The 24,065-nt window shown below is 59.0% G+C and carries 19 protein-coding genes; 12 read left to right on the top strand and 7 right to left on the bottom strand.

Annotated elements, in window-relative coordinates:
- Positions 1-3: 3 nt before the first annotated feature.
- The 11 genes from pyrH (at position 4) to lpxB (ending at position 11,183) form a co-directional block, all read left to right on the top strand.
- Complete coding sequence (gene pyrH / locus HQ945_RS00095; RefSeq protein ID WP_027232605.1) at positions 4-723, top strand: UMP kinase; 720 nt, start codon at positions 4-6, stop codon at positions 721-723.
- 47 nt (positions 724-770) lie between these two features.
- The gene (frr, locus tag HQ945_RS00090; RefSeq protein WP_113281577.1) at positions 771-1,331 is read left to right on the top strand and encodes a ribosome recycling factor; all 561 of its coding nucleotides are present in this window, start codon (positions 771-773) and stop codon (positions 1,329-1,331) included.
- Between the two features lie 47 nt (positions 1,332-1,378).
- Positions 1,379-2,098: an isoprenyl transferase gene (locus HQ945_RS00085; RefSeq protein WP_027232607.1), complete on the top strand. Its 720-nt coding sequence runs from the start codon at positions 1,379-1,381 to the stop codon at positions 2,096-2,098.
- The gene (locus HQ945_RS00080; RefSeq protein WP_113281578.1) at positions 2,095-2,922 is read left to right on the top strand and encodes a phosphatidate cytidylyltransferase; all 828 of its coding nucleotides are present in this window, start codon (positions 2,095-2,097) and stop codon (positions 2,920-2,922) included. The genes HQ945_RS00085 and HQ945_RS00080 overlap by 4 nt, the downstream gene beginning before the upstream one ends.
- 69 nt (positions 2,923-2,991) lie before the next feature.
- Positions 2,992-4,122: an RIP metalloprotease RseP gene (gene rseP, locus HQ945_RS00075; RefSeq protein WP_113281580.1), complete on the top strand. Its 1,131-nt coding sequence runs from the start codon at positions 2,992-2,994 to the stop codon at positions 4,120-4,122.
- A gap of 230 nt (positions 4,123-4,352) precedes the next feature.
- A complete protein-coding gene (gene bamA / locus HQ945_RS00070; RefSeq protein ID WP_027232610.1) occupies positions 4,353-6,728 on the top strand; it encodes an outer membrane protein assembly factor BamA in 2,376 nt (791 codons plus the stop codon).
- A 52-nt stretch (positions 6,729-6,780) separates the two neighbouring features.
- Positions 6,781-7,836 (top strand): UDP-3-O-(3-hydroxymyristoyl)glucosamine N-acyltransferase, encoded by a 1,056-nt coding sequence (gene lpxD / locus HQ945_RS00065; RefSeq protein WP_027232611.1) that lies wholly within the window; start codon positions 6,781-6,783, stop codon positions 7,834-7,836.
- Positions 7,829-8,314, top strand: a complete 486-nt coding sequence (gene fabZ, locus HQ945_RS00060) for a 3-hydroxyacyl-ACP dehydratase FabZ (protein WP_027232612.1) — start codon at positions 7,829-7,831, stop codon at positions 8,312-8,314. The genes lpxD and fabZ overlap by 8 nt, the downstream gene beginning before the upstream one ends.
- On the top strand, positions 8,314-9,147 hold the full coding sequence (gene lpxA, locus HQ945_RS00055) for an acyl-ACP--UDP-N-acetylglucosamine O-acyltransferase (RefSeq protein WP_027232613.1): 834 nt from the start codon (positions 8,314-8,316) through the stop codon (positions 9,145-9,147). Before fabZ ends, lpxA begins: the two co-directional genes overlap by 1 nt.
- The gene (locus tag HQ945_RS00050) at positions 9,125-10,018 is read left to right on the top strand and encodes an LpxI family protein (protein WP_051615162.1); all 894 of its coding nucleotides are present in this window, start codon (positions 9,125-9,127) and stop codon (positions 10,016-10,018) included. The genes lpxA and HQ945_RS00050 overlap by 23 nt, the downstream gene beginning before the upstream one ends.
- A complete protein-coding gene (gene lpxB / locus HQ945_RS00045; RefSeq protein WP_113281582.1) occupies positions 10,008-11,183 on the top strand; it encodes a lipid-A-disaccharide synthase in 1,176 nt (391 codons plus the stop codon). Before HQ945_RS00050 ends, lpxB begins: the two co-directional genes overlap by 11 nt.
- Here the strand turns inward: lpxB and HQ945_RS00040 are convergent.
- The 3 genes from HQ945_RS00040 to gltX all read right to left on the bottom strand — a co-directional run bounded on the left by HQ945_RS00040 (position 11,180) and on the right by gltX (position 14,683).
- Positions 11,180-11,800 carry a P-loop NTPase family protein gene (locus tag HQ945_RS00040; protein WP_246272415.1) on the bottom strand — a complete coding sequence of 207 codons (621 nt, stop codon included), beginning with the start codon at positions 11,798-11,800 and terminating at the stop codon, positions 11,180-11,182. The genes lpxB and HQ945_RS00040 overlap by 4 nt on opposite strands.
- Before the next feature lie 16 nt (positions 11,801-11,816).
- Positions 11,817-13,109 (bottom strand): citrate synthase, encoded by a 1,293-nt coding sequence (gene gltA, locus HQ945_RS00035; RefSeq protein ID WP_027232616.1) that lies wholly within the window; start codon positions 13,107-13,109, stop codon positions 11,817-11,819.
- 149 nt (positions 13,110-13,258) lie between these two features.
- A complete protein-coding gene (gene gltX / locus HQ945_RS00030) occupies positions 13,259-14,683 on the bottom strand; it encodes a glutamate--tRNA ligase (RefSeq protein ID WP_113281585.1) in 1,425 nt (474 codons plus the stop codon).
- 257 nt (positions 14,684-14,940) lie between these two features.
- Between gltX and HQ945_RS00025 the strand changes: the two genes are divergently transcribed.
- Positions 14,941-17,244, top strand: a complete 2,304-nt coding sequence (locus tag HQ945_RS00025) for a ComEC/Rec2 family competence protein (RefSeq protein ID WP_174207514.1) — start codon at positions 14,941-14,943, stop codon at positions 17,242-17,244.
- Here HQ945_RS00025 and lexA read toward each other — a convergent pair.
- From lexA to HQ945_RS00005, 4 genes are all read right to left on the bottom strand, one after another.
- Positions 17,238-17,954, bottom strand: a complete 717-nt coding sequence (gene lexA / locus HQ945_RS00020) for a transcriptional repressor LexA (protein WP_113281594.1) — start codon at positions 17,952-17,954, stop codon at positions 17,238-17,240. The two genes, HQ945_RS00025 and lexA, sit on opposite strands and share 7 nt — an antisense overlap.
- A 165-nt stretch (positions 17,955-18,119) precedes the next feature.
- Positions 18,120-21,863 carry an RHS repeat domain-containing protein gene (locus HQ945_RS00015; protein ID WP_174207513.1) on the bottom strand — a complete coding sequence of 1,248 codons (3,744 nt, stop codon included), beginning with the start codon at positions 21,861-21,863 and terminating at the stop codon, positions 18,120-18,122.
- Between the two features lie 71 nt (positions 21,864-21,934).
- Positions 21,935-22,423, bottom strand: coding sequence for a hypothetical protein (locus HQ945_RS00010; protein ID WP_174207512.1), 489 nt, complete (start codon positions 22,421-22,423; stop codon positions 21,935-21,937).
- On the bottom strand, positions 22,390-24,065 hold a 1,676-nt coding region (locus HQ945_RS00005; protein WP_174207511.1), incomplete at its 5' end, for a DUF7507 domain-containing protein. The genes HQ945_RS00010 and HQ945_RS00005, both read right to left, overlap by 34 nt.

Below are 24,065 nucleotides of genomic sequence, written 5' to 3'. Positions count from 1 at the left end.
CCCATGGCTGGCACGGCTGTCTACAAACGCGTTCTGCTGAAGGCCTCCGGGGAAGCTCTGATGGGCGACCAGGGGTTTGGAATTGATGTGGCAGTGGCCGATCGCATTGCCAGCGACATTGCCGAAGCGCGCGCACTCGGCGTGCAGGTCGGCGTCGTCATCGGCGGCGGCAATATCTTCCGCGGCGTGGCTGTTGCCTCAAAGGGAGGCGACCGCGTTACTGGCGACCACATGGGCATGCTGGCAACCGTCATCAACTCGCTCGCATTGCGCACGTCCCTGGCGAAGCTTGGGATCGATACCGTCGTTCTATCGGCTGTAGCAATGCCAGAACTCTGCGAGACCTTTTCCCAACGTCAGGCCACGGCCTATATGGACATGGGGAAAGTCGTGATTTTTGCCGGCGGCACGGGCAATCCCTTTTTCACCACGGATTCGGCCGCGGCGCTCCGTGCAGCGGAAATCGGTGCCGACGCCTTGTTCAAGGGCACCCAGGTCGATGGAATTTACTCCGCCGATCCCAAGAAGGATCCGCACGCGGTTCGGTTTGACCACCTTACCCACAAAGATGTGCTTGATCGCGGCCTTGCAGTGATGGATACCACTGCTGTTGCTCTTGCACGCGAGAACAATATCCCAATAATCGTCTATTCAATCCACGAGAAGGGTGGATTTGCGGAAATCCTGCAGGGTAGAGGACGCGCAACCGTCGTATCGGACTAGTTGATCGTATCTGCCGGGCCTTTCGCCGAGAATAAGGAGCAGTGACTATGAGTGACGCACTCGATCTAAATGACCTGAAACGCCGCATGGACGGAGCCGTCCAGGCATTGAGGCATGATCTTAACGGTCTGCGCACCGGTCGTGCCTCCGCAAGTCTTCTCGAACCGATCACCGTCGATGCCTATGGCTCGATGATGCCGCTGAATCAGGTTGCCAACATTACGGTACCGGAATCGCGCATGTTGTCGGTGTCGGTGTGGGACAAATCCATGGTCGGCAAGGTGGAGCGCGCAATTCGCGATGCAGGACTCGGTCTCAATCCCATCACCGACGGCAACAACCTTCGTATTCCACTGCCGGAGCTTAATGAGCAGCGCCGCAAGGAACTGGTCAAGATCGCCCATCAGTATGTCGAGCATTCCAAGGTTGCAGCGCGCCATGTCCGCCGCGACGGCATGGACGAGTTAAAGAAGCTCGAAAAAGATGGTGCGATCAGCCAGGACGACAATCGCGTCCTGTCGGAAAAGGTCCAGAAGCTGACCGACGAGACCATCGCAGAAATGGATAAGGTCGTTGCAGCCAAAGAAGCGGAAATCATGCAGGTCTAATATCTCGCAAGAGATGTGCTCGATCCGCTAACTGGAGGTCAATGCCTATGTCCATCCCACGCCACATTGCCATCATCATGGATGGAAATGGCCGTTGGGCAAAGGCGAGGGGCCTGCCCCGTACGGCAGGCCACAAGGCTGGCGTCGAGACGCTGCGTGAAACCATCCGGGCTGCCGGCAAGATGGGCATCCCGTTCATGACGCTGTTTGCCTTCTCGTCGGAAAACTGGTCGCGGCCGCGTTCCGAGGTTTCCGACCTGATGGGCTTGCTCAAGCTCTTCATCAGGCGCGATCTGGCCGATCTGCACCGTGAGAACGTCCGGGTGCGTATCATTGGTGAACGCGAAGGGCTGGGGAAAGACATTCGCGCGCTCCTGACCGAAGCCGAGACGCTGACGGACGCAAATACAGGTCTCACGCTCGTCATCGCCTTCAATTATGGCTCGCGCAACGAGATTGCCCGTGCGGTTCAACGGTTGGTAGCCGACGTCTCTGCCGGGGTTCTTGCCGCGGATGCGGTAACGCCGGAGGCGATCACAGCGCGCCTGGATACGGCCGGCATCCCGGATCCCGACGTGATTATCCGCACGAGCGGCGAAATGCGCCTTTCGAATTTTCTGCTCTGGCAGGCCGCCTATTCCGAGTTCGTCTTCCTTCCCTGCTATTGGCCGGATTTCCGCCCGTCGAATCTCGCCGAGGCGATTGAGACATTCCAGATGCGCGAACGGCGCTTTGGCGGCGTGACAGCCCAGGACATCGCTCTGTGACCTTCTTCGGAAGCGGCCTTTCCAACCTGCAAAAACGCATCATTAGCGCGATTGTCCTGATTATCATCGCCGTGGCGATGACCTGGATGGGCGGATTCGCCTTCGGTCTCCTGGCCTCGGCAATCGGCATCAGCGTCTTCTATGAATGGCAGCTCATCATTGCGAACCGATCGACTCCTTTGACGCGGGGGCTGGCATGGGGTTGCCTCCTGCTGCTCGTGGTCGTGCTGCTTTTTGCACGGGATACGTTCGTGATGATGGTCATCCTGTTCGGCGGTGCCTTCATCATCGCCGCTGTCGGTCGACGGGAGACCGGCTACTGGCCGGCGGCGGGTTTCCTCTATGCGGGGCTGCCTTGCATCGCGCTTACCTTGCTGCGCGGCGATACGGGCGATGGCTTTGCCGCCATTCTTTTCCTGTTCGCGGTGGTCTGGGCGACCGACATATTTGCCTATTTCAATGGGAAGGCGCTCGGCGGCCCCAAACTTGCCCCGCGGTTTTCACCGAACAAGACCTGGGCGGGTGCCATCGGTGGTGCGGCTGCCGGTGTCGCCGCCGGCGTTGCCTGCGCGGCATTCATCGGTCCTGCCGGCGGCGTGCCAATTCCGCTCATCGCACTGCTCCTGTCCGTGGTCGCCCAGATAGGCGATCTTGGGGAATCGTGGATGAAGCGAAAGTTCGGCGTCAAGGATTCGAGCCGCCTCATACCCGGTCACGGTGGCGTGATGGACCGGGTCGACGGGCTTGTCGCTGCGGCAGCATTACTATACGTCATCGGGGCAGTTCTGGTGTCGCCGGAAACGCCATACGACATACTTTTCTAGACGGCTGAGCTTTGAGGCCCGATACGGGCCGTGCCAATGTGTTGCAGCCCGGAGGATACATAGACGGACATGCTGCACACCCTTTTTGGCACACAAAGCGTACTGATCGGCACCATCCTGCCATTCCTGATAGTTTTGACTGTCGTCGTCTTCGTCCATGAAATGGGGCACTATCTGGTCGGTCGTTGGTGCGGTATCGGCGTCAAAGCTTTCTCTGTCGGCTTCGGACCGGAGCTCGTCGGATTCAACGACCGCAAGGGAACGCGCTGGAAACTCTGCGCCATTCCCCTTGGCGGTTATGTCAAATTCGCCGGCGACGAAGGGGTAACGAGTTCGCTCGCGGCGCCTGCCGCTGCGATGAGCGCCGAGGAGCGCGCCGTTTCCTTCCACACACAGCCCGTATGGAAGCGTGCTGCGACCGTCTTTGCCGGACCGGCGTTCAATATCCTGCTCACCATTGCGATCTTCTCCGTCTTCTTCGCCCTCTATGGCAAGATGGTAGCCGATCCGATGGTTGCGGAAGTGCGGCCGGGAGGTCCGGCAGCCATTGCAGGATTTCAGCCGGGCGACCGGTTTGTCAGCGTCGACGGCGCCAAGGTGGATACCTTTGCCGATGTTCAGCGCATCGTTTCCTCGCGCGGCGGCGATTCGCTGGATTTCGTCGTCGAACGCAACGGACAGGACGTCAAGCTGACGGCGACGCCCGAATTGACTGAACAAAAGGACCCGCTTGGGAACACTGTCAAAATCGCAGTGATCGGCGTCGTCAACAATCAGGAGCTCGGCAACTTCCGGCGCATTGAGTACGGCCCGGTCGAATCAGTCGTGCAGGCTGTGCGGGAAAGCGGCTTCATCATGGCCCGCACCGGGCAGTTCTTCGGCCGATTCTTCGCCGGACGCGAGGATAAATGCCAGCTCGGTGGCCCCGTGAAGATCGCAACAATGGCGGGGCAGGCGGCAAGCCAGGGAGTGGACTGGCTTATACAGCTGACAGCGATGCTGTCGATCGGAATCGGCCTCCTCAATCTTTTCCCCTTGCCGCCGCTAGATGGCGGGCATCTCGTCTTTTACGCCGCCGAGGCAGTCATCGGCAGGCCCGTGAAACCGGCAGTTCAGGAGCTGTTCTTCCGCTTTGGCTTCTTTCTGGTGCTTGGTTTCATGGGATTCGTCATCTTCAACGATCTCTTCGCCTGCCGGTGACAAAGATTAAACATTGATGAAAATTAGAGGCTTGGGCTGGCAAATGGACATGATCTGTTTACTATAAGCCCTTATTGGCGTGGCAGGGATGCCACGCTTTCGCGTGAAGTAAACAGATTTTAACCGTAAGCCTTGCGTGTATGTAAAAACCGGTTATGACGGTGTGCGAGTAAGTGCTTAGTCCGGGATCTCGCCCGGGGACAACGAGAAAACGAAGGTTCATAAGGCCTATGGCGGCAAGTTCAAGATTTGTTGGTGCAGCGTCGGCGCTCGCCATATCAGCGGCGCTGGTAAGTTCTGGTGCAATCGTGACCACGGTTGCAGGCGTAACAGTCGCGCAGGCAGCAACAGTTAGCCGCATTGAAGTGCGTGGTAATGCTCGTGTCGACGCCCAGACGGTGCGCGACAATCTCGGCATTACCCCAGGCAAGCCTTTCACCAATGCCGATATCGATGAGGCCACCAAGCGTCTGTTTGCGACCGGCCTGTTCAGCGATGTGCGCATCAGCCAGGCAGGCGGCGCGCTTATCGTTCAGGTGTCCGAGCATCAGGTTGTCAACCAGGTGATCTTCCAGGGCAACAAGAAGATCAAGGACCCGCAGCTGCAGAATGCCGTTCAGTTGAAGCCGCGCGCTTCGTTCGATCAGGCAACGCTTGATGCTGATGTGGAAGCCGTCCGCGCTGCCTATCGCAATGTCGGCCGCAGCGACGCGACCGTCAATGCCCGCACGATGGATCTCGGCGAAGGCCGCGTTAACGTCGTTTTCGAGATCAACGAAGGCGATCGCACCAAGATCACTGCAATCAATTTTGTCGGCAACCAGGCATTCGGCGACCGTCGCCTCAGCGACGTGATCTCGACCAAGCGTTCCAATCCGCTGTCCTGGCTGACCCGCAACGACGTCTATAGTGAAGACCGCCTGCGCGCCGACGAAGAAGCGCTGCGCCGCTTCTACTACAACCGCGGCTATGCGGATTTCCGCGTTGTGTCCTCAACTGCCGATCTTGATCCGGCGACAAACGATTATACCATCACCATCACGGTTGAAGAGGGTGAGAAGTACACATTCGGCCCGATCCAGATCGAAAGCTCGGTTGAAGGTGTCGATACCTCGCAGCTCAACGGTCTCGTGAAGACGCGCGAAGGCGATACCTATAGCGCCAAGGATGTCGAAGATTCGATCATCAAGGTTTCGGAGCGCGTTGCCGGTCAGGGATATGCCTTCGCCAAGGTTGAGCCGCGCGGCGACCGTAACTTCGAGAACCATACGATTTCCGTTACCTACGCCATCGATCAGGGCCCGCGCGCCTATGTCGAGCGCATCGAAATCCGCGGCAACGAAAAGACGCGTGACTTCGTCATTCGCCGCGAATTCGATGTCAGTGAAGGCGATGCCTTCAATCAGGTTCTCATCCAGCGCGCCAAGCGCCGGCTCGAAGCCCTTGATTTCTTCACCACCGTCAACATTTCGACCGCGCCCGGTTCGCAGCCGGATCAGGTCATACTTGTTGTGGACGTCGTCGAGAAATCGACCGGTGAATTCTCGATCGGTGGTGGTTATACGACCGGTGGCGAAAATCCCGGCCCGACGGTGGAAGGCTCGATCACCGAGCGCAACTTCCTTGGCCGCGGCCAGTATATCCGTATTGCGGCCGGTGCCGGTCTCGACAACAATCGTTCCTACTCGCTGTCGTTCACGGAACCATACTTCCTCGGTCAACGCATTGCGGCAGGTTTCGACATCTACAAGCGTCAGTCCGGCGTTAGCGACAAGTATGAAACCGATGTGACCGGTGGCACGATCCGTTTTGGCCTGCCGATCTCGGAGGCACTGGTTGCAGGCGTTGCCTATAACCTGTCGCGTGAAGAATACACGATCGACGACGAGGCGATGATCCCGGGTACGAACATCCCGGATCCGACAGAAATTTCGCAGGCGTTCATCGATGCGGCTGAAGAGAGCCCGTGGATCAAGTCCTCCGTAAGCTGGTCGTTGACCTACAACACCATCGACGACACCAAGAACCCGCATGACGGTATCTATGCGAAGTTCAATCAGGAATATGCTGGTCTCGGCGGCGACGCCAACTTCCTGAAGTCGACCTTCAAAGGCCAGTACTACAAGACCTTGTCGGATGAAATGGACATTGTCGGCCTCCTCGGTGTCGGTGCTGGCTATATTGCCGGCTTCGGCGACGAAGATCTGCGCGTGTTCGACTTGTTCAAGAACAATTCGGAAATGATCCGCGGCTTCAAATATGCCGGTATCGGTCCTCGCGATACCACCGTTACCGATTCGAAGGGCAGCTTCCTCGGCGGCACGACTTACTTCAATGCTTCGGCGGAAGCGCAGTTCCCGATGCCCGTGATACCGGAAAGCCTCGGCATCCGTGGCGCGGTCTTCGCGGATGCGGCAACGCTCTATGGTAACGACCTTCCGGAAGCGCAGGGTACCACTGGTTCCGAATGGCGCGCATCGCTTGGCGCCAGCATCATGTGGGCCTCGCCCTTCGGCCCGCTGCGCTTCGACTATGCGGTCCCGGTCAAGAAGGTTGACGGCGATCAGGAGCAGAACTTCAACTTCGGCATGTCGAGCAAATTCTGATAGATTGCTGACCTCCCGGGGGACAAACTTCCCCGGGGGAGAAAGTTAGTCGATGGCCGATCCGATCTTTTATGAGCCACTCAAGAATGTGACTATTGGTCAGATCGCTGGTCTGACCAATGGCGTACTTGTGGATGGCTCATTAGCCAATCGCCTTGTGAAGCGTTTGGCTTCCATCACGGAATCTGGGCCTGATGCGCTTGTTTTCGTCGAAAGCAAGAAACATGCGCACAATCTCGCGGGATTGAAGGCGGCGGGCATCCTCTGCACCGATGAGATCAAGGGCAGTGTCCCGAAGAACGTCGCTGTCATTGTGACGCGGCATCCCCAACAGGATTTTGCTGCGATTGGCCGTGCGCTCTACCCGAATGCCGTCACAGCGCATTTGTGGAGTGGCCAGACAGGTATCTCCGAGCACGCAATCGTCGATCCGTCCGCTGAAATCGAAGACAATGTAACGATCGAGCCCGGCGCGATTATCGGCAGTAATGTATCGATCGGGTCGGGCACGGTGATTGCGGCAAACGTGGTTATCGGCAATGGCTGCAAGATCGGCCGCGATTGCTACGTGGCACCAAATTCGTCCATCCAGTATGCGTTTCTTGGCAATCGCGTGCTGCTGCATCCTGGCGTGCGTATCGGACAGGATGGCTTCGGTTATGTCGCCGGCAGGGCAGGACTTGAAAAGATGCCGCAGCTTGGCCGCGTCATTATCCAGGACAATGTAGAGATTGGCGCGAATACCACGGTAGACCGGGGGGCACTAGCGGATACGGTCATCGGCGAAGGCACTAAAATCGACAATCTGGTGCAGATTGCCCACAATGTACGCATCGGCCGTCATTGTGTTATAGCCGCACAATGTGGCATTTCCGGCAGCGTTGAACTCGGTGATATGACGAGGCTTGGAGGAAGCGTCGGCATTGCTGATCACGTCAACATTGGATCGCGCGTCGAGATTGCGGCGGCGAGCGGCGTGATGAATGATATTCCGGATGGCGAGAGATGGGCCGGCGCGCCCGCCCAGCCATTCAAGCAGTGGTTTCGTGAAATCGCCAGCGTTCGTGCGATGACGAGGACCAAGAAGGAGAGTGGTTCAGATGAGTGACAATGTGAAGGTGGACAGTCTCGGCGTTGCCGACATCCAGAAGGTTCTTGCGAACCTGCCGCATCGTTATCCATTTCTGTTGATCGATCGCATCGTCGATATCGATCGCGACGTTTCGGCCACGGGTATCAAGAATGTGTCGATCAACGAACCACATTTTGCCGGACACTTTCCTGAACTGCCGATCATGCCTGGTGTTTTGATCATCGAAGCCATGGCACAGACAGCCGGCGCAATCGTGCTATTCCATAATGGCAGCGGCAAGCCGGGCAAGGTCTTCTTCATGACCATCGACAATGCCAAGTTCAGAAAGCCGGTCGTTCCGGGCGACCAGTTGAAACTGCGCGTCACCAAGCTCAAGCAGCGGGGCAACATCCATAAATATGGATGCATCGCCGAGGTTGACGGTTTCAAGGTGGCGGAAGCCGAAGTCGCCGCCATGGTCAGTTTCCCTGATGAAGATGAGACCGGCGCCTGATGTCCTTGTCCATTATTCACCCGACCTCGATCATCGAGCCGGGCGCAGTCATTGGTGAGAGGGTTTCGATCGGCCCGTTCTGCCATGTGGGTCCCGATGCCGTTATCGGCGATGATGTCGAACTCCTGAGCCATGTGGTCATCATGGGCCCGACGACGCTGGGGAATGGCGCGAAGGTCTATCCGAACGCCGTACTCGGCGGCGAGCCGCAGAACACCAAGCATAAGGGTGGTCGCACGACCCTCGTCATCGGCAAGAACTGCGTCATCCGCGAAGGCGTCACCATGCACCGCGGCACGGACGGGAGCCGCGGCATAACCACGGTCGGCGATAACTGCATGTTCCTGGCCTATGCGCATGTGGCGCATGATTGCATCATCGGCGACGACGTGACTTTTTCCAACAATGTCATGATCGGCGGCCATGTCACCATCGGCAATAATGTGATTATCGGCGGCGGCGCCGGCATTCATCAGTTTGTGCGCGTTGGCCACCATGCCTTCATTGGCGGGCTTGCGGCGCTGGCGAGCGATCTCGTGCCCTATGGAATGGCAATCGGCAACCATGCCTATCTTGGCGGACTGAATATTATTGGCATGAAGCGGTCTGGCATGGCCCGTCCGGAGATTCACAAGCTCCGTCACGCTGTGCGCATGCTATTCGATCGCACGAAGTCTATCAGGGCGAGGGCAGACGACGTTCGCGCTGCCTATCCGGATTCGCCGGCTGTCGCGGACCTGATCGACTTCATCACCACTGATACCAAGCGCGCTTACTGCACGCCGCCGCTCGATTCCGCTATCGAGATCAGTGACAGTGACGACAACAGCTAAAGTTCCGCCCGCGATTTCAGGCAGGACAGCCATCGTCGCTGGCAATGGCCAACTGCCTCTGGCCGTGGCGGAGAGCCTACGAAAACAAGGCGCCGATCCGTTGATGATCGCCATCAAGGGCGAGGCGGAGCCTTCGATCTATCAGGGAAAACACGCCGAGATTTCCATCGTCGAACTCGGCGGTCTCGTCAAAATCCTGAAGGCCGAAGGCATCGCGAACGTGGTGCTGGCGGGCGGCGTTCGTCACCGCCCGGAATTTCGCCATGCCCTGCGCCCGGGCAACGGCAACCTTGTGGCCCTTTACCGTTTCCTGCGCGCGTTCCGGCTTGGCGACGATGGGCTACTGCGCGCCGTTATCGCAACCATCGAATCCTATGGATTTCGGGTTGTGGGCGCCCATGAGATCGTTCCTGATATTCTAACGCCTGAGCCATCGACGCTCACGCGCAAACAGCCGGATCAGGACAGCATCGCCAATATGCAGGCCGCTCGGCGAGCTGCCGCCGCCATCGGTGCGCTTGATATCGGCCAGGGGGCCGTTGCGGTGGGTGGCCGCGTGGTTGCGCTTGAGGGGGTCGAAGGCACCGACGCGATGCTGCAGCGCGTCGCCGAGCTGCGTCTGGCGAAACGCATACACAGCACGGGAGGCGTGCTGGTCAAATGCGCCAAGCCGCAGCAGGAGGTGCGGGCGGATCTTCCGGCGATCGGCATCAGCACCATTGAGAATGCTGCAAAGGCCGGCCTCAAGGGCATCGCCATCGAGAGCGGGCGTACGTTGATCCTCGGCTACGAGGAAACGATAAAGGCCGCCAATGAGGCCGGCCTGTTTGTCGAGACCTTTGTCCAGGAGACGCGCACCGATGCCAGCTGAAAAACCGCTGCGCCTCGCGATCGTCACAGGCGAAGAATCCGGTGATCTGCTCGGTGCCGATCTCGTCGATGCGCTGCGTCGCAGCTTCCCCGGCGACGTGACGCTGACAGGCGTTGGCGGCGAGCATCTTGCGGCGCTCGGTCTCGACAGCCTGTTCGACCAGCATGAAATCGCCCTTGTAGGCTTGAGTGCCATCGTCAAGAAGCTGCCGCAACTCGTCCGGCGCATATCTCAACTTGCCAATGCGATTGTCGCCGCCAAACCCGATTGCCTGGTGATCATCGACAGCCCGGACTTCACCCATCGTGTGGCGCGTAAGGTGAGGGCGGCCGACCCTTCGATTCCTATCGTCAACTACATAAGCCCCTCGGTCTGGGCCTGGCGACCGGAGCGGGCCAAGGCGATGCGATCCTATATCGACCATGTGCTTGCAATCCTGCCTTTCGAAGTGGAGGCTTTGAGGGACCTTGACGGTCCGCCTGCGACCTATGTCGGCCATCGGCTCGTTTCGCATGCGCCGCTTCTTGAAGCTGCCCGGCAGAACCGCTCGCGCGAAGCGCAGCTTGGCGAACGCACCGAAAAGAATCTCGTTGTCTTGCCGGGATCGCGCCGGTCCGAGGTAACGAGCCTTGCGGAGCCGTTTGGAGAAGCCATCGAACTTCTCGCCAAACGCGGCAACCAGATCAAGGTAACGCTGCCCACTTTGCCGAAGATCGAGCCGCTGGTCAGGGAGCTTACAGCGGGGTGGAAAATCCAGCCTGACATAGTCGTCGGTGAGGCACAGCGTCTGCATGCTTTTGCGGCCGCCGATGCCGCGCTTGCGGCGTCCGGCACCGTGTCGCTTGAGCTTGCGCTCGCCCGCATCCCGACCGTTCTCTCTTACCGGCCGGACTGGCTCGCACGCACCTTTCTGGCACCGCGCATCACCATCTGGAGCGCAGCCCTGCCGAACATCATCGCAGATGCACCGGTCGTGCCGGAATACTTTAACGTGTTCGTTCGGGCTGGATCTCTGGCCCGTCAGCTCGAACAATTGCTGGTTCCCGGTCATCGTCGCAGCGCCCAGCTCGAAAGTTTCGACAAGATTGCGAGCCTGATGCAGACCGAACGCCCGTCCGGCGAAATCGCTGCGCAAAAAGTGCTTGAGATGGCAAAGCGCAGCTAAGCTGAACGCTTGCCGCTGCAAAGACGTTCACGTTGAAGCTTAACGAATGATGCAAGGGCTGACGGCGTCGTAAACCGGTAAACTTTACCTGAAAATCCACTCATTCGTGCGAGATCGCGTTCGCGATGATCTCTTCTGTACCTAATGACATAGCGCAGAAACTGCCAATCGAAGCGCTCAGGACATCCAGGCCCAAGTTCGTTGCCCCGGATTTCTCCTAAGCCACGGGCCGTTCTCAGAATGACGCGCCAGAGATAACACCAAGTAGGATAATCCAGGTGAATAATCGTATCGGCACGAGCGAGCCTTTGCTGAAGCGTGCCGCTGTAAGTACCATCCATGATCCATTCCGGCTGAGCCGACAGAGATTCTACGACGACCCTCCAGGCATCTCTGCTGGGCTCTTCCCATCCGGGCAACCAATAGTGGCGGTCGAGGTGGATCAGCGGAAGTCCGGTAATCTCCGCAAGTTCCTTCGCCACTGTTGATTTACCGGCACCGGCACAACCAACAACCAATACGCGCTTCATGCTGCGATCCTCTATTATCAGCTTTTGAAAAACACGATTGAAAAATGTAGTTGGAACAAAAAGGGCGCCAAACGGCGCCCTTTTCATTACGGCTGCAGGCAGATTACTTGCGATTCTCGACGCTGACATAGTCGCGCTGTGTCGCACCGGTGTAGAGCTGGCGCGGACGACCGATCTTCTGGTGCGGGTCCTCGATCATTTCTTTCCACTGGGCGATCCAGCCAACCGTACGTGCCACAGCGAAGAGCACGGTGAACATGGTGGTGGGGAACCCGAGTGCCTTCAATGTGATACCCGAATAGAAGTCGACATTCGGATAAAGCTTCTTTTCGATGAAATATTCATCCGTTAGCGCGATTTTCTCGAGCTCCATGGCAACGTCGAGCAGCGGATCGTCCTTAATGCCGAGTTCGCCAAGCACTTCCTTGGTGGTCTGCTGCATGATCTTCGCGCGCGGATCGTAGTTCTTGTAGACCCGGTGGCCAAATCCCATAAGGCGGAACGGATCGTTCTTGTCCTTGGCGCGGGCGATAAACTCCGGAATGCGGTCGACCGAGCCGATTTCGCCGAGCATGTTGAGTGCGGCTTCGTTGGCGCCGCCATGGGCAGGACCCCACAGGCAGGCGATGCCTGCTGCGATACACGCAAACGGGTTTGCGCCGGAAGAGCCTGCGAGACGTACGGTCGACGTCGACGCGTTTTGCTCATGATCCGCATGAAGAATGAAGATCCGGTCCATCGCGCGTGCAAGCACCGGATTTGGCACATAGTCTTCACAGGGCACGGCAAAGCACATGTGCAGGAAGTTCGTCGCGAAATCGAGGTTGTTGCGCGGATAAACGAATGGCTGGCCGATGTGGTACTTGTAGGCCATGGCAGCGAGGGTCGGGATCTTGGCGATCATGCGGATCGAGGCGACCATGCGCTGATGCGGATCGGAAATATCGGTCGAGTCGTGGTAGAACGCGGATAGCGCGCCGACGCAGCCGACCATGACCGCCATGGGATGCGCATCGCGGCGGAAACCACTGAAGAAACGCGACATCTGCTCGTGCACCATCGTGTGATGGGTTACGCGATAGTCGAAATCGGCCTTCTGGCTTTTCGTCGGCAGTTCCCCGTAAAGAAGCAGATAGCAGGCTTCGAGAAAATCGCCATGCTCGGCCAGTTGCTCGATAGGATAGCCGCGGTGCAGCAGGATGCCTTCATCGCCGTCGATATAGGTTATCTGCGACTCGCAGGACGCCGTGGACGTGAAACCGGGATCATAGGTAAACGCGCCCGTGTTCTTGTAGAGTGTCCCAATGTCCACGACATCCGGTCCAATGGTCCCCTTGCGCACGGGCATTGAGAACTGGTGACCATTTAGATCGATGTTGACGTTGTTTTCAGACATTGCCGTTCCTTTCTTGCTTCAGCTTGCGCTGATCCAGCGCAAAAGCACTTGCCTCAAGCGAGGCCGTAGATCGTGAATTCCTCAGGCACGACACCGTACTCAAACGGCGCGATGTTGCAATGCAAAAATGCGCCTGAAGGACGCACTTCTCATCCTTTGACCTGGTCCTTGATCCGGCCGAGGGATTCGTCCCTTCCGAGCACCTCAAGCACGTCAAAAACACCTGGAGACGTTGCTCTTCCTGTCAATGCGGCACGCAGCGGCTGGGCCACTTTGCCGAGTTTGAGCTCGGTTTTTTCGGCATAGACACGCACTGCGGCATCGAGCGCGGACGCCGTCCAGTCATCGACCGCAGCAAGCTCGGGCAAGACGCCGGCCAGCACGCTCAAGCCTTCGTCATTCAGCAATGCCGCTGCCTTGTCGTCGAGCGTCAGCGGACGTTCATCGAAAAGGTATTTCGCGCTGTCAGCGAGTTCGACAAGCGTCTTTGCACGCTCCTTGAGGCCTGGCATGGCCGCCACGAGCTGTTGCCTGGTCGTATCGTTGAGCCGGTTGAGAATTGCTTCGCCACCCTCCATCTCGGGCAGGATGGCGATCATGGCTTCGACCAACGCGGCATCGTCCGTGATGCGCATATAATGGCCGTTAATTGCCTCGAGCTTCTGGAAATCGAAGCGGGAGGCACCGCGATTAATGTCCGATATCTCGAACCACTCGATCATCTGTGCGTCCGACATGATCTCGTCGTCGCCGTGGCTCCAACCCAGGCGGACGAGATAATTGCGCAGTGCGGCGGGCAGGTAGCCCATTGCGCGATACGCCTCAACCCCGAGCGCACCGTGGCGTTTCGAAAGCTTGGCGCCATCCGCGCCGTGAATGAGTGGAATATGGCCCATAACCGGTACATCCCAACCCATGGCGTTATAAATAACGGTCTGACGCGCTGCGTTGGTCAGGTGGTCGTCACCGCGAATGATATGCGTAACGCCCATGTCGTGATCGTCGACCACCACGGCATGCATATAGGTAGGCGTACCATCTGAGCGCAAGATGATGAAATCGTCGAGGTCCTTGTTGGGGAAACGCACGTCGCCCTGCACCTGATCGTGCACGACAGTCTCGCCTTCCTGCGGCGCCTTGACCCGAATGACCGGCTTGATGCCCTCAGGTGCTTCCTTGGGATCGCGGTCGCGCCAGCGTCCGTCATAACGCGGCGGCCGGCTTTCGGCGCGGGCTTTCTCGCGCATTTCTTCAAGCTCGGCCGGCGATGCGTAGCAATAATAGGCTTTGCCCTTGGCAACGAGTTCCTCGGCGACCTCGCGGTGGCGACCGGCGCGGGCGTATTGGGACACTGCCTCGCCATCCCAATCGAGGCCGAGCCACGTCAAACCGTCGAGGATGGCGGTTACCGCCGCCTCCGACGAGCGTTCGCGATCCGTATCCTCGATCCGCAGCAGCATCTTGCCGCCCGTATGCTTTGCATAGAGCCAGTTGAACAGTGCCGTGCGGGCACCGCCAATGTGGAGATAGCCGGTAGGGGATGGGGCAAAACGTGTAACGACAGGGGACGACATGGGAGCTCCAGGGACGCGTCGCGCTATTAGCCGAACGTCCAATCGAATTGATCTGGCGTTCATGTAGCATAGCACCGCTGAGGTGCAAGCGTATTGGTGCTTGGGGGCAAATGGAGGAGCCGCAGACCAGATCAAAAATCGATGAGCGGCTATTCTTTTTCAGTGCTCACGACACTGGTAACGCCGTTGCGACCTATCCAGGCACAGAAACGGCAGTTCTGGGGCAAGGGACTGAACTCCATGCGGGTAGGCGACCCATGGCGATTGCCATGGCGGCGACGAGGCGCGCCTTCATCAAAGCGCCGACGCTTTTTAGCCAGGAAATCGAGTGCGGCACCCTGTTTCTGTTTCTCCCGGTGTGTTGCGGCATCGGCGCCATCATCTATTTCGGCGCATCGGCCGAGCCAAGGCTGAGCGCCATTTTGTTCGGCCTGACCCTGCTTGTCGGGCTGATGCAGCTCGCACATTCCCGTCCGAGGACCAGACTGGCGCTCGCCTTTGCGGTTGCCGTTGTCGCGGGAATGGTCGCCGGCAAGCTCGAAACCATGCGTGCGGATACGAGGATGCTGGGGTCGGACATTACCACCCGTTTGACCGGACGCGTTGTGGCCATGGCCAGAGATGCAAGAGGCGGGTGGCGCGTCACCCTCGACATTATCGCAACCGAGCGGCCGACGCTCCGCTATTCGCCGCAACGGGTTATCGTGTCGGCGCGATCCGTGCCGGCAGGAACGAAAATCGGCGCAGGACTGCAGGGCCTCGTCCACCTGCGACCGCAGCGAGGTCCGGTACGGCCCGGCAACTACGATTTTGCATTCAATAATTACTATAAGGGCATAGGCGCAAATGGTTTTTTCCTTGGGAAACCTCGACTCGCTGGAGTGCCGGCCGATGGGGCGCTTGCGTCTCGAGCCTGGCAGGCAGTGGCCAATATACGCCAACAACTTACCCAGCGCGTGCTTTCCCGCATCAAGGGGGAACCCGGCGATATTGCAGCTTCGCTGATTACCGGCCAGCGCGACGGCATCGGCGAGGCGACGAATGACGCAATGCGACTGAGCGGGCTATCGCATATTCTTTCGATTTCCGGATTTCACATGGCGCTGGTGGCCGGCATCATCGTCGGCTCGCTTCGCGCCAGCATGGCCCTCTTTCCCGGCTTTGCAGCCCGCTATCCAATGAAAAAACTGGCGGCATTCGTCGCCCTTGCCGGTTCCGGTTTCTATCTCCTGCTTTCGGGCGCCGATGTAGCTGCGCAGCGGAGTTTCGTGATGCTGGCGGTGATGCTCATTGCCATGATGGCCGATCGCGCGGCAATCTCCATGCGCAATCTCGCCATCGGCGCTTTAATCACGATAGCGCTACTTCCGCATGAAATTCTCGGACCGAGTTTCCAGATGTCATATTCGGCGACAGGCGCGCTCATTGCATATTACGGCTGGAGATCGCGCCGAAAGAACAGGTCAAACCGAACGAAAGGCGAGGGATTGCTTCTGCGTTTGCCGATGATGGCGGCAAGCCATGTCGGCGCTATCGCCATGACTTCGTTGGTTGCCGGGACGGCGAGCTCGATCTTCGCCGCCTACCATTTCAACAACACAGCGCCGCTTGGGCTTGTGGGCAACGCGCTGGCGCTGCCCGTTGTCTCGATCTTTGTGATGCCGTTTGCGGTGCTTGCTGTTCTTGCGATGCCATTTGATCTTGATTGGCTGCCGTTTGCTGTTATGGAACGCGGCATCGAATGGGTCATTGCGATCGCGAAGATGGTTGGCGCGCATTCGCCGAGCGGCAATTTCGGATCAATGGCGCAAACGAGCCTGTTTTTTATGACCGTGGGACTGGTCCTCCTCATGTTGCTGAGAACGCGGCTGCGGCTCGTTGGATTTGCAGTAATGGCATTGGCCATAGTGCCCCTCCGCTCTGCACGTCCGCCAGATATAGTGATTGCCGAAGAAGGCAAACTCGTTGCCTTGAGCGCCCCCGATGACACGCTGACGGTGAACCGTGCCACGGCAAGCCGGTTCACCCTCGATAACTGGCAGCAGGGGTACGGCGCAATTCAAGTGCTCACGCCGGCAAAGAATGGCGCATCGCCGGCCGATGGACAATTTGAGTGCGCCGACGGCGTGTGCCTGGCGAGGGAAGCCGGCGGCCTGATCGTCGCCTACACGGACGATCCGACCAAAAAATCAACTGCTTGTGCCGAGGGCGATATCGTCGTCCTTGCCTTCACCGGTCCCACAGCAACCTGCGAGCCGGGGGACGTTCTTGTAATTACGGCGCAGGACCTGGCGCTACGCGGTTCCGCAGAAATCAGGTTCGGCGACAACAAGGTCGATCCACCGTCCGGCCTTGATGCGGCTGCATTTGCTGTAGAACAACTGCAGGCACGCCTCCAGTCTGCGCAAACTACCTACGCAGTAGGCTCCCCGCAGCGCCCATGGAACGCCTATCGGGTCTACTCCCGCACTGCCCGTAATCTTGCGGAGCAAAAACCGCAGCGGCGTGCCGCAAAGACCAAGCCACCGCCAGACGATCAGGAAAACCCGATACGTCAGTAACGGCGGATCAAACCGACCAGTTTGCCCTGCACGCGCACCCGATCCGGCCCGAATATGCGCGTCTCATAGGCCGGATTGGCGGCTTCGAGAGCAATCGATGCCCCTTTGCGCCGAAAGCGCTTCAAGGTTGCCTCTTCGTCATCGACAAGCGCAACCACAATTTCGCCGGGATTGGCCGTGTCGCCGCGCCGGATGACGACCGTGTCGCCGTCGAAGATGCCCGCCTCGATCATGGAATCGCCCTTGACCTCCAGCGCATAATGCTCCCCGCTGCCGATCATGTCCGGCGGCAGGCCAATCATGTGCGTCTGATTCTGGATGGCGGAGATTGGTACACCGGCCGCGATCCGGCCCATGACGGGTATGTTGACGATCGTCGGCGCACCGTCGTCATCCGAAGCGCGTGGCTGCGGGCGGGGGGCGACATTGCGGCCGAGGCTGCCCTCGATCACGCTTGGCGAAAATTTCTTTTGCGCATTGAGACCAGGCGCAATTGAATCCGGCAGGCGCAGGACTTCCAGCGCCCGCGCACGGTTAGCAAGCCGTCGAATGAAACCTCGTTCCTCGAGCGCTGTTATCAGCCGATGTATCCCTGATTTAGACGCAAGGTCCAATGCATCCTTCATCTCGTCGAAGGATGGAGGGATGCCGGTTTCCTTCAGGCGCTCATGGATAAAGAGCAGAAGTTCGTGTTGTTTACGCGTGAGCATCGGCGATCCTTCGAAACGGAATCGGAAAAACAAAACCAGAACAAACACTATCTGTTCCAGTTGTGTTCCACAAGTATTAATATGTCGTGTAGAAGGAGTGCGCCGATATCCAAATAGCGCATCTGGCCCGTTGCCGGCACCTGCGCGATGAAAAACGCCGATGCGTCAGTACTTGCCGACGACGTTGAAGAACACACCGCGGTCGTTGAGCGTCAGGTCGCGCAGATCGTCGGAGAAATTGCCGAAATTATAGCCGACGCCGACCTTGAAGTTGTCGCCGACGTGGCGATAAACGGCGGTGAGCACGCCAAGATCTGTCGTATCCGCCTCGGCCATGTACATGACGCGCCCTTCCAGCAAGGCGTCCCATTTCTTGACGATGTGAAAATCGGTTCGAACAATGCCGAGATGCGCTGAGGAAGTCTGCCAATCAGAGAATGCGTCGAGATCGTCCTGAAGCCGCTCGCGCACTTGACCGTAGCGGAAGCCGTATTTCGCGCCGACGGACAGCCAGGGAACGAGATCGTAGGTAAAATCGGCGGAAAGAATGTTGCTGCGCTGTGCTGGCCCGTATTCGTCGCCGGTCACCGCGCTGACCTGATCCTCGCCCGGAAGATCATAAAGCCACGTATATTTGAAGAGGGCGTTCAGCCGGTCATTTGTGATCGGACGGTAAGCATAGCCGAGAGAGGCTTCGACATAGTCCCCATCCCTGAACGAACCATCACCGTTCGAGTCCGAGAGTACTGAATCGATATTGGCAAGCAGCCGCCAGCTATCGTTCGTCTTCCAACTGAAGCCCGTGGCGAAGAGGTAGGTGTTGAGATCGCGGGTATCGTCATCGGAATCTTCAAAACGCGTCTCACCGCGAATGCGTGCGGCAATGCGATCCTCGTCCTTGTAGCCGACCGACAGGGAGATCGCCTTGCGGTCGAAATCGGAACGTTCGAGATTTGTGGAGGGATCGATCGTATCGTCTTCGACTGTGCCGATCTCCAGCCCGCCATCGACCGTCCATCTGGTATCGGGCGTGTAGACGACACCGTAGGTTTGAGCGAGCGAATTGCGCCTCCCGAACAGGTCGTAATTGTTCTCAGCATAGGTCGACCAATAGTCGTCAAGCTTGCGGCGCGCGCCGATGACGATCGCGCCGTAATCAGTCCCGTCGAGATCGTAGGTTCGGTCAAGGTCGAAAGCGCGATCGGGGTCGAGGCGGTAGCCGAGATAGTAACTATCCTCCGCTGTCGGCTCATAGGTGACGGCGGCGAGGGCTCCGAGCCCGGTCGCGCCATAGGATACTTCGCCGTTTAGCCCGATCTTTTCGGTGAGCTGATATTCGGCGCCGACGCCAAGACGGTCGCCGCGCTCGATGTCGCCGGATCGCGACAAAGTTCCTTGTCCGAAGCCGTAATAGGTATGTTCGGCATCGGGTGCATATTCGAGACGAGCGCCTGCATCGAGCCGCGACCCGTCATAGCCGGACTTGTTCGAAGCTGTTGCGAGCGGATTACTGAGTTCGAGATAGGTGACGCCGAACGAGGCTTTCCAGTATTCGTTCAGTTGCTTGCTGATTGCGGCAGCGCCCTTACGCTTGGACCTGCCGCCGACCGCCTGATCGTAGAAATCATTAGTCGCTTCACCTTCCTTGAAATCGTCATAGGTAAGATCGAGGCTCGTATCTTTCGTGATATCGATATCTGCCGCTAGTCCCCAGATCCGCTGATCCGCCGCAACCTGTTCCGAAAGGGTGGAGAAGCCCGCGTCCTTTTCCTGGTAGTACCCGCCGAGCGTGCCCTTCATGCCGCTCTTGCTGATGTCTTCCAGGTCGAGCTGCGCCCGTGTGCGCCACGCCGTGGCCAGGCGGCCGCGCGTGCCCGTGGTCTGCACGTCGCTCAGGGTCAGCCCGCCATCGGTGGAGCGGGACGTGCCGAAGCCCGGTCCATCGGACCGCGATATTTCGCCTTCGATGAAGGTCGTATCGGAATGGCGGACCTTGATGTCGGCGCCATAGGCCTTCTGGTTGGCGAGGCCCGTATTTTCGTTCATGCCGGTGATGCCGACCCGAACCTTGTCGTCGAACCATTGCTGCGCCCGTCCGCCATAGGCGTAGCCGTCAAGGTCGCCGGCGATGGGCGTGTATTCGTATTGCGATACTAGATAGAGCTTGTTCCCGCCAAGCGCGCCTTCGCGCACCGGGCCCGTCGTGCCGGTCGAAGAGGAAAGCGGCCGCTTCAGGATCAGCATGCCCTGCAGGTAATCGAACGAATAGTCTTCGCCATAGCGCAAGGTGCGCCGCTCGATGATCTGTCCTGTTGTCGAATCGCGGACTTCCACCGTCACGGTTTCGGAGCCGATCGTTATGTCCTGCCTGCGCATGAAATAGGCGGATCCGCCGGTGCCGAGGAATTCGTCGCGTTGCGGCAGCGTATCCGGTTGCGCCGCATAGAGCGTCACCTCGCTGTTGCGCTCTCCGAACGGTGTCGTCTTCTCCGAGCGATAGGCAGCGCTCGCGCCGTAGAGCGCTCGGTCCGAGCGCATGAACTCCGTGCCCTGGATGATCGCCTTATAGCTCCCCCACAGGACCTGGCTATCGCCGCGCTCGAGCCGCACGTAAAATTTGCCCTTGGTCGGAGCGTCATCGATCGCCGTCGAATCGTCACCATAGATCGGGTAATAGTCGTTCGGATCCAGCCGCCGCAGCAATTGCCGCGGATCCTTGGCATCGAGCCCACGGAACATATGATCGAGACTGTCTTCTCCGGTGTCGGCCGAGGCGGTAAGAAGGTATTTGCCCTTGATCTTGCCTTTCACGTAAAAGGCGAGGCGACCCTTCGTATAAATGTCGTCATATTCGCCCGGCCGCACGCTCTCAATATGATCGCTGCCGCTATTCTTGCCGACGGTGAGGTCGGCCAGCGCGACATAGAACCAGTCATTATTGGGGATGTTGATCTGGCGCCGAAAGTCGAGGGCGCTGCCCTTCGAGCCGACGACAGTCACGTGCACATCATGATCGCCGGGCGGCAAAATGCGCTGCATGACGAAGGAACGTTCGCGATCGACGGGGATCCTATCGTCGAGCGCCTGCACACCGTAACCGTCGGGAACGTTGCGGCCATAGACGGTGACTGCGCCGCCACGAACCGGGATGTTCCGTAATCCAGTATTGTCCTCGGTCATGCCCGGCGCGACCGCATTCTCCTCTTCTCGTGGCAGGTCGCGATCCATGCGGCGGAGCGGGCGCGGCAACGTCTCGTCATAGCGGTTGTCGGCATCATAGACTCGCAGCACGTATTTGAAGCGCTGGTCGTCATTCTCGGTTGGCGGCATGGTCCAGCCGGCCTCGCCGTTGACCGAAACCGGAATAACTGCGAGCGGCTTGTCCGTGAGTTGCTTCTCATCCTCGAACACGCGAATTTCGGAACGCTGGATGAAAGCGGGGTAGTTGCTGGTCGCGAGGAAGTGGATCGTCTCGCCCGTCCGATACGGTGTGCGCACCGGCGTCGTCGAAACATTCAGGACCGGACGCGCGTCCAGCCCATCGAACTTGACCTGGATATCGACCGCACTGAGCCCATGTTTTGGCGTGGCTTTGTCAGATCCACCCCCAATTGCGGCGTGCGTTTGTGCGTTGGTCTCCTTGGCCACGATCCCGGGCTGCTGTTCATTACTTTTGACGACGGTCTCACCCTCGACGCTGATCGCAAAAGGAATTTCCCCAGGATTATCCGATGGGGATCGGGTCTCAGGTAATGTGACGCGGGAGCCTTTGGCTGCTCGCACGTTTTGCACGGTCCCGGCAGCGCAATCGGTCTTTATGCAGGTGCTTGCCTGTGCTGGCGGCGCTTCTTCCTGGGCCTCGGCTCGAAACGCCGTGAGATGCACCAGGAGAACGGTACAACCCGCCATGAGCGACCGCGCTTTACGCGATGCAACTGCATTATTTTGAGGCCGGGTGGACACTTGAAAGCGGTCTTGGCTCATTGACCCGCCTCCACCCGCGCTTCGATATTGAGCGCGTACCCGCCTCCGGCGGCTTTCCATCGCTTGGCGATGGCGTCCTCGATCGCCTCCATGCGCTTGGTGGCAAGGTCCCCGGAACGCGTCGGGTAGCTGATCCGCAACGTTGCCTCCTGCTGCTTCAGCATCTCGATTAGCGCATCCAGACCCTTGTCCCATCGCGGCTTCAGCGTCGTGAGAGCAGGTTCGAAGGCTTCGTCCTTGAGATCGAGCCGCACGACGCGGCCTTGCACCGCGCCGAAGTTGAGCTTCGACATCTTGCCGGCGGTGAGACGGATCACCCGCGGGTTCTCGGTGGTCAGGTGGTAGCCGGCAGGCAGGGTGCGCGTATCAAGCTTCATGATGAAGTTGGAGCCGATACGCGCATCCGTAAGATCAGCGCAGGCAACGTGGAAGCGCCCAAATTCGTCGGTAGTCACCAGCAAGCCGCGCACGGTTGCAATACGCACGCCGGGCAGGCCCGGCTCGCCGTCGTTCGGGTAGCCATCGCTGTTAAGGTCGTCGAACACGCGGCCGTGAGATCGCCGCAATCGAAGACCGGTTCGACCATGATCTCGACGGCGGCGCTGGCCTCCGGGGCAAGCCTTTTGCCACTTGAACCGAGCGCTTGCGCCTTGTTGACGTGCTTGCCCGGCCCGGCCGTACTCAGCGCCAGCATTTGCAGGCGAATGACCGCATCGCCCTTCGGACCAAGCGTCAGATTGTCAAAACGAAGGTTGGAACCGTCAATGCGCGGTTCGACGGCTTTGCCATTGAGCGTCGCCGATCCGTCGACATAGCGGAAGCCTGCGGGGAGGCGGTCAAGAACCGTCAAGCCTGCGACGTTGCTGGTGTTCTTGTTGGTGACCTTGATTGTGAACGGCGCCTTCTCGCCGCGGCGTATCTGCCGCAGGCCGGCCTGTTTGGTGATCGTTACGGAAGAGGCTTGGGCCGCCGGCAATTCGAGAACTGCCGTCGCCTCCGCCGAATCGACGACGGTGATCTTGCCTTGCCCCGGATTGGTGTAGGCAAAACCGCGCCCGGCATTGCTTTCTGGAGCTTGTGGCCGCGTATAGGTGCCTTCGGCTTTGGCCTTGTTGACAATCCCGTTAGCGATACCTGCAGCCGCATCGATATCGGACTGCGCCAGCGTGTAGGTCGCCTCGAACACCTGCGTCTGCTTCGGCGCAATGGCAGTCGGCCCCGGCACAACCGCGCTGAGTTTGTTGGCGGCAGGCTGCTTGTTGAACGTTGGGCCCTGATCGGTTGGAATGACGTCGTTGACGACGACATTGCCGGTATTGGTAACCTCGAAACGATAGGTGATCGATTCGCCGGCCTCGTATAAGCCGCTGCCATCGGTATCGTTGAGCTTCGCGGTTTTGACCAACGCGATCGTAGCGCTCTGCTCGATCGGTGTCCGCACTTCGCTCGCCGTGCTTGTTACAGTCGCCGTCGTCGGCGATCCTGCAACCGTCGCTGTGGCGGTCGCTGTGTTGGCAACCCCGCCAGCATCGATATCGGCTTGCGTCAGCGTGTAGCGCGCCGTGAAAGTGCTTGTGTCTTCCGCCCCCGGCGCCAGCGAGGCGAGGGGTCCGCCACTGACTGCGACATTGGGCAGATCGTCGCTGATCGTGATATTGTTGAGCGTGACGTTGCCGGTATTTCTAACGGTGAAGAAATAGGTGATCGTTGCCCCGGCGGCATTGCCGGATGGCGGGCTGGCGGTCTTTACGAGTTCGAGCGCCGCGCCCTGCCTAAGAGTGGTCGTGACCGTGCTTGCGTCGCTCGTCGCGACCTTGCCCTCAGGCATTGTACCTGAAGCTGTCGCCGTGTTTTCGACCTTGCCGGCATCGATATCGGCCTGAGTAAGCGTGTAGAGTGCCGTAAACGTTGTCGAATCGGTCGCTCCCGGTGCGAGCGAAGCGATGGGGGCCCCGCTCACGACGGCCCCATGCAGCGCATCTGTGAGCTTGACGTCGGTGAGCGTCACGTTGCCGGTGTTCTTGACGGTGAAGCTATAGGCAATGGTCGAGCCGACGCTGTTGCCCGACGGCGGTCCGCTCTTCTTCTCCAGCACCAATGCCGGCGCGGCCGCGATCGGCGTCGTCA

This window comes from Phyllobacterium pellucidum (assembly GCF_013327855.1).
In the GTDB taxonomy this organism is placed as follows: domain Bacteria; phylum Pseudomonadota; class Alphaproteobacteria; order Rhizobiales; family Rhizobiaceae; genus Phyllobacterium; species Phyllobacterium pellucidum.
The sequence above is the reverse complement of the archived record's forward strand: the minus strand, read 5'-3'. Positions and strand labels throughout refer to the sequence as shown.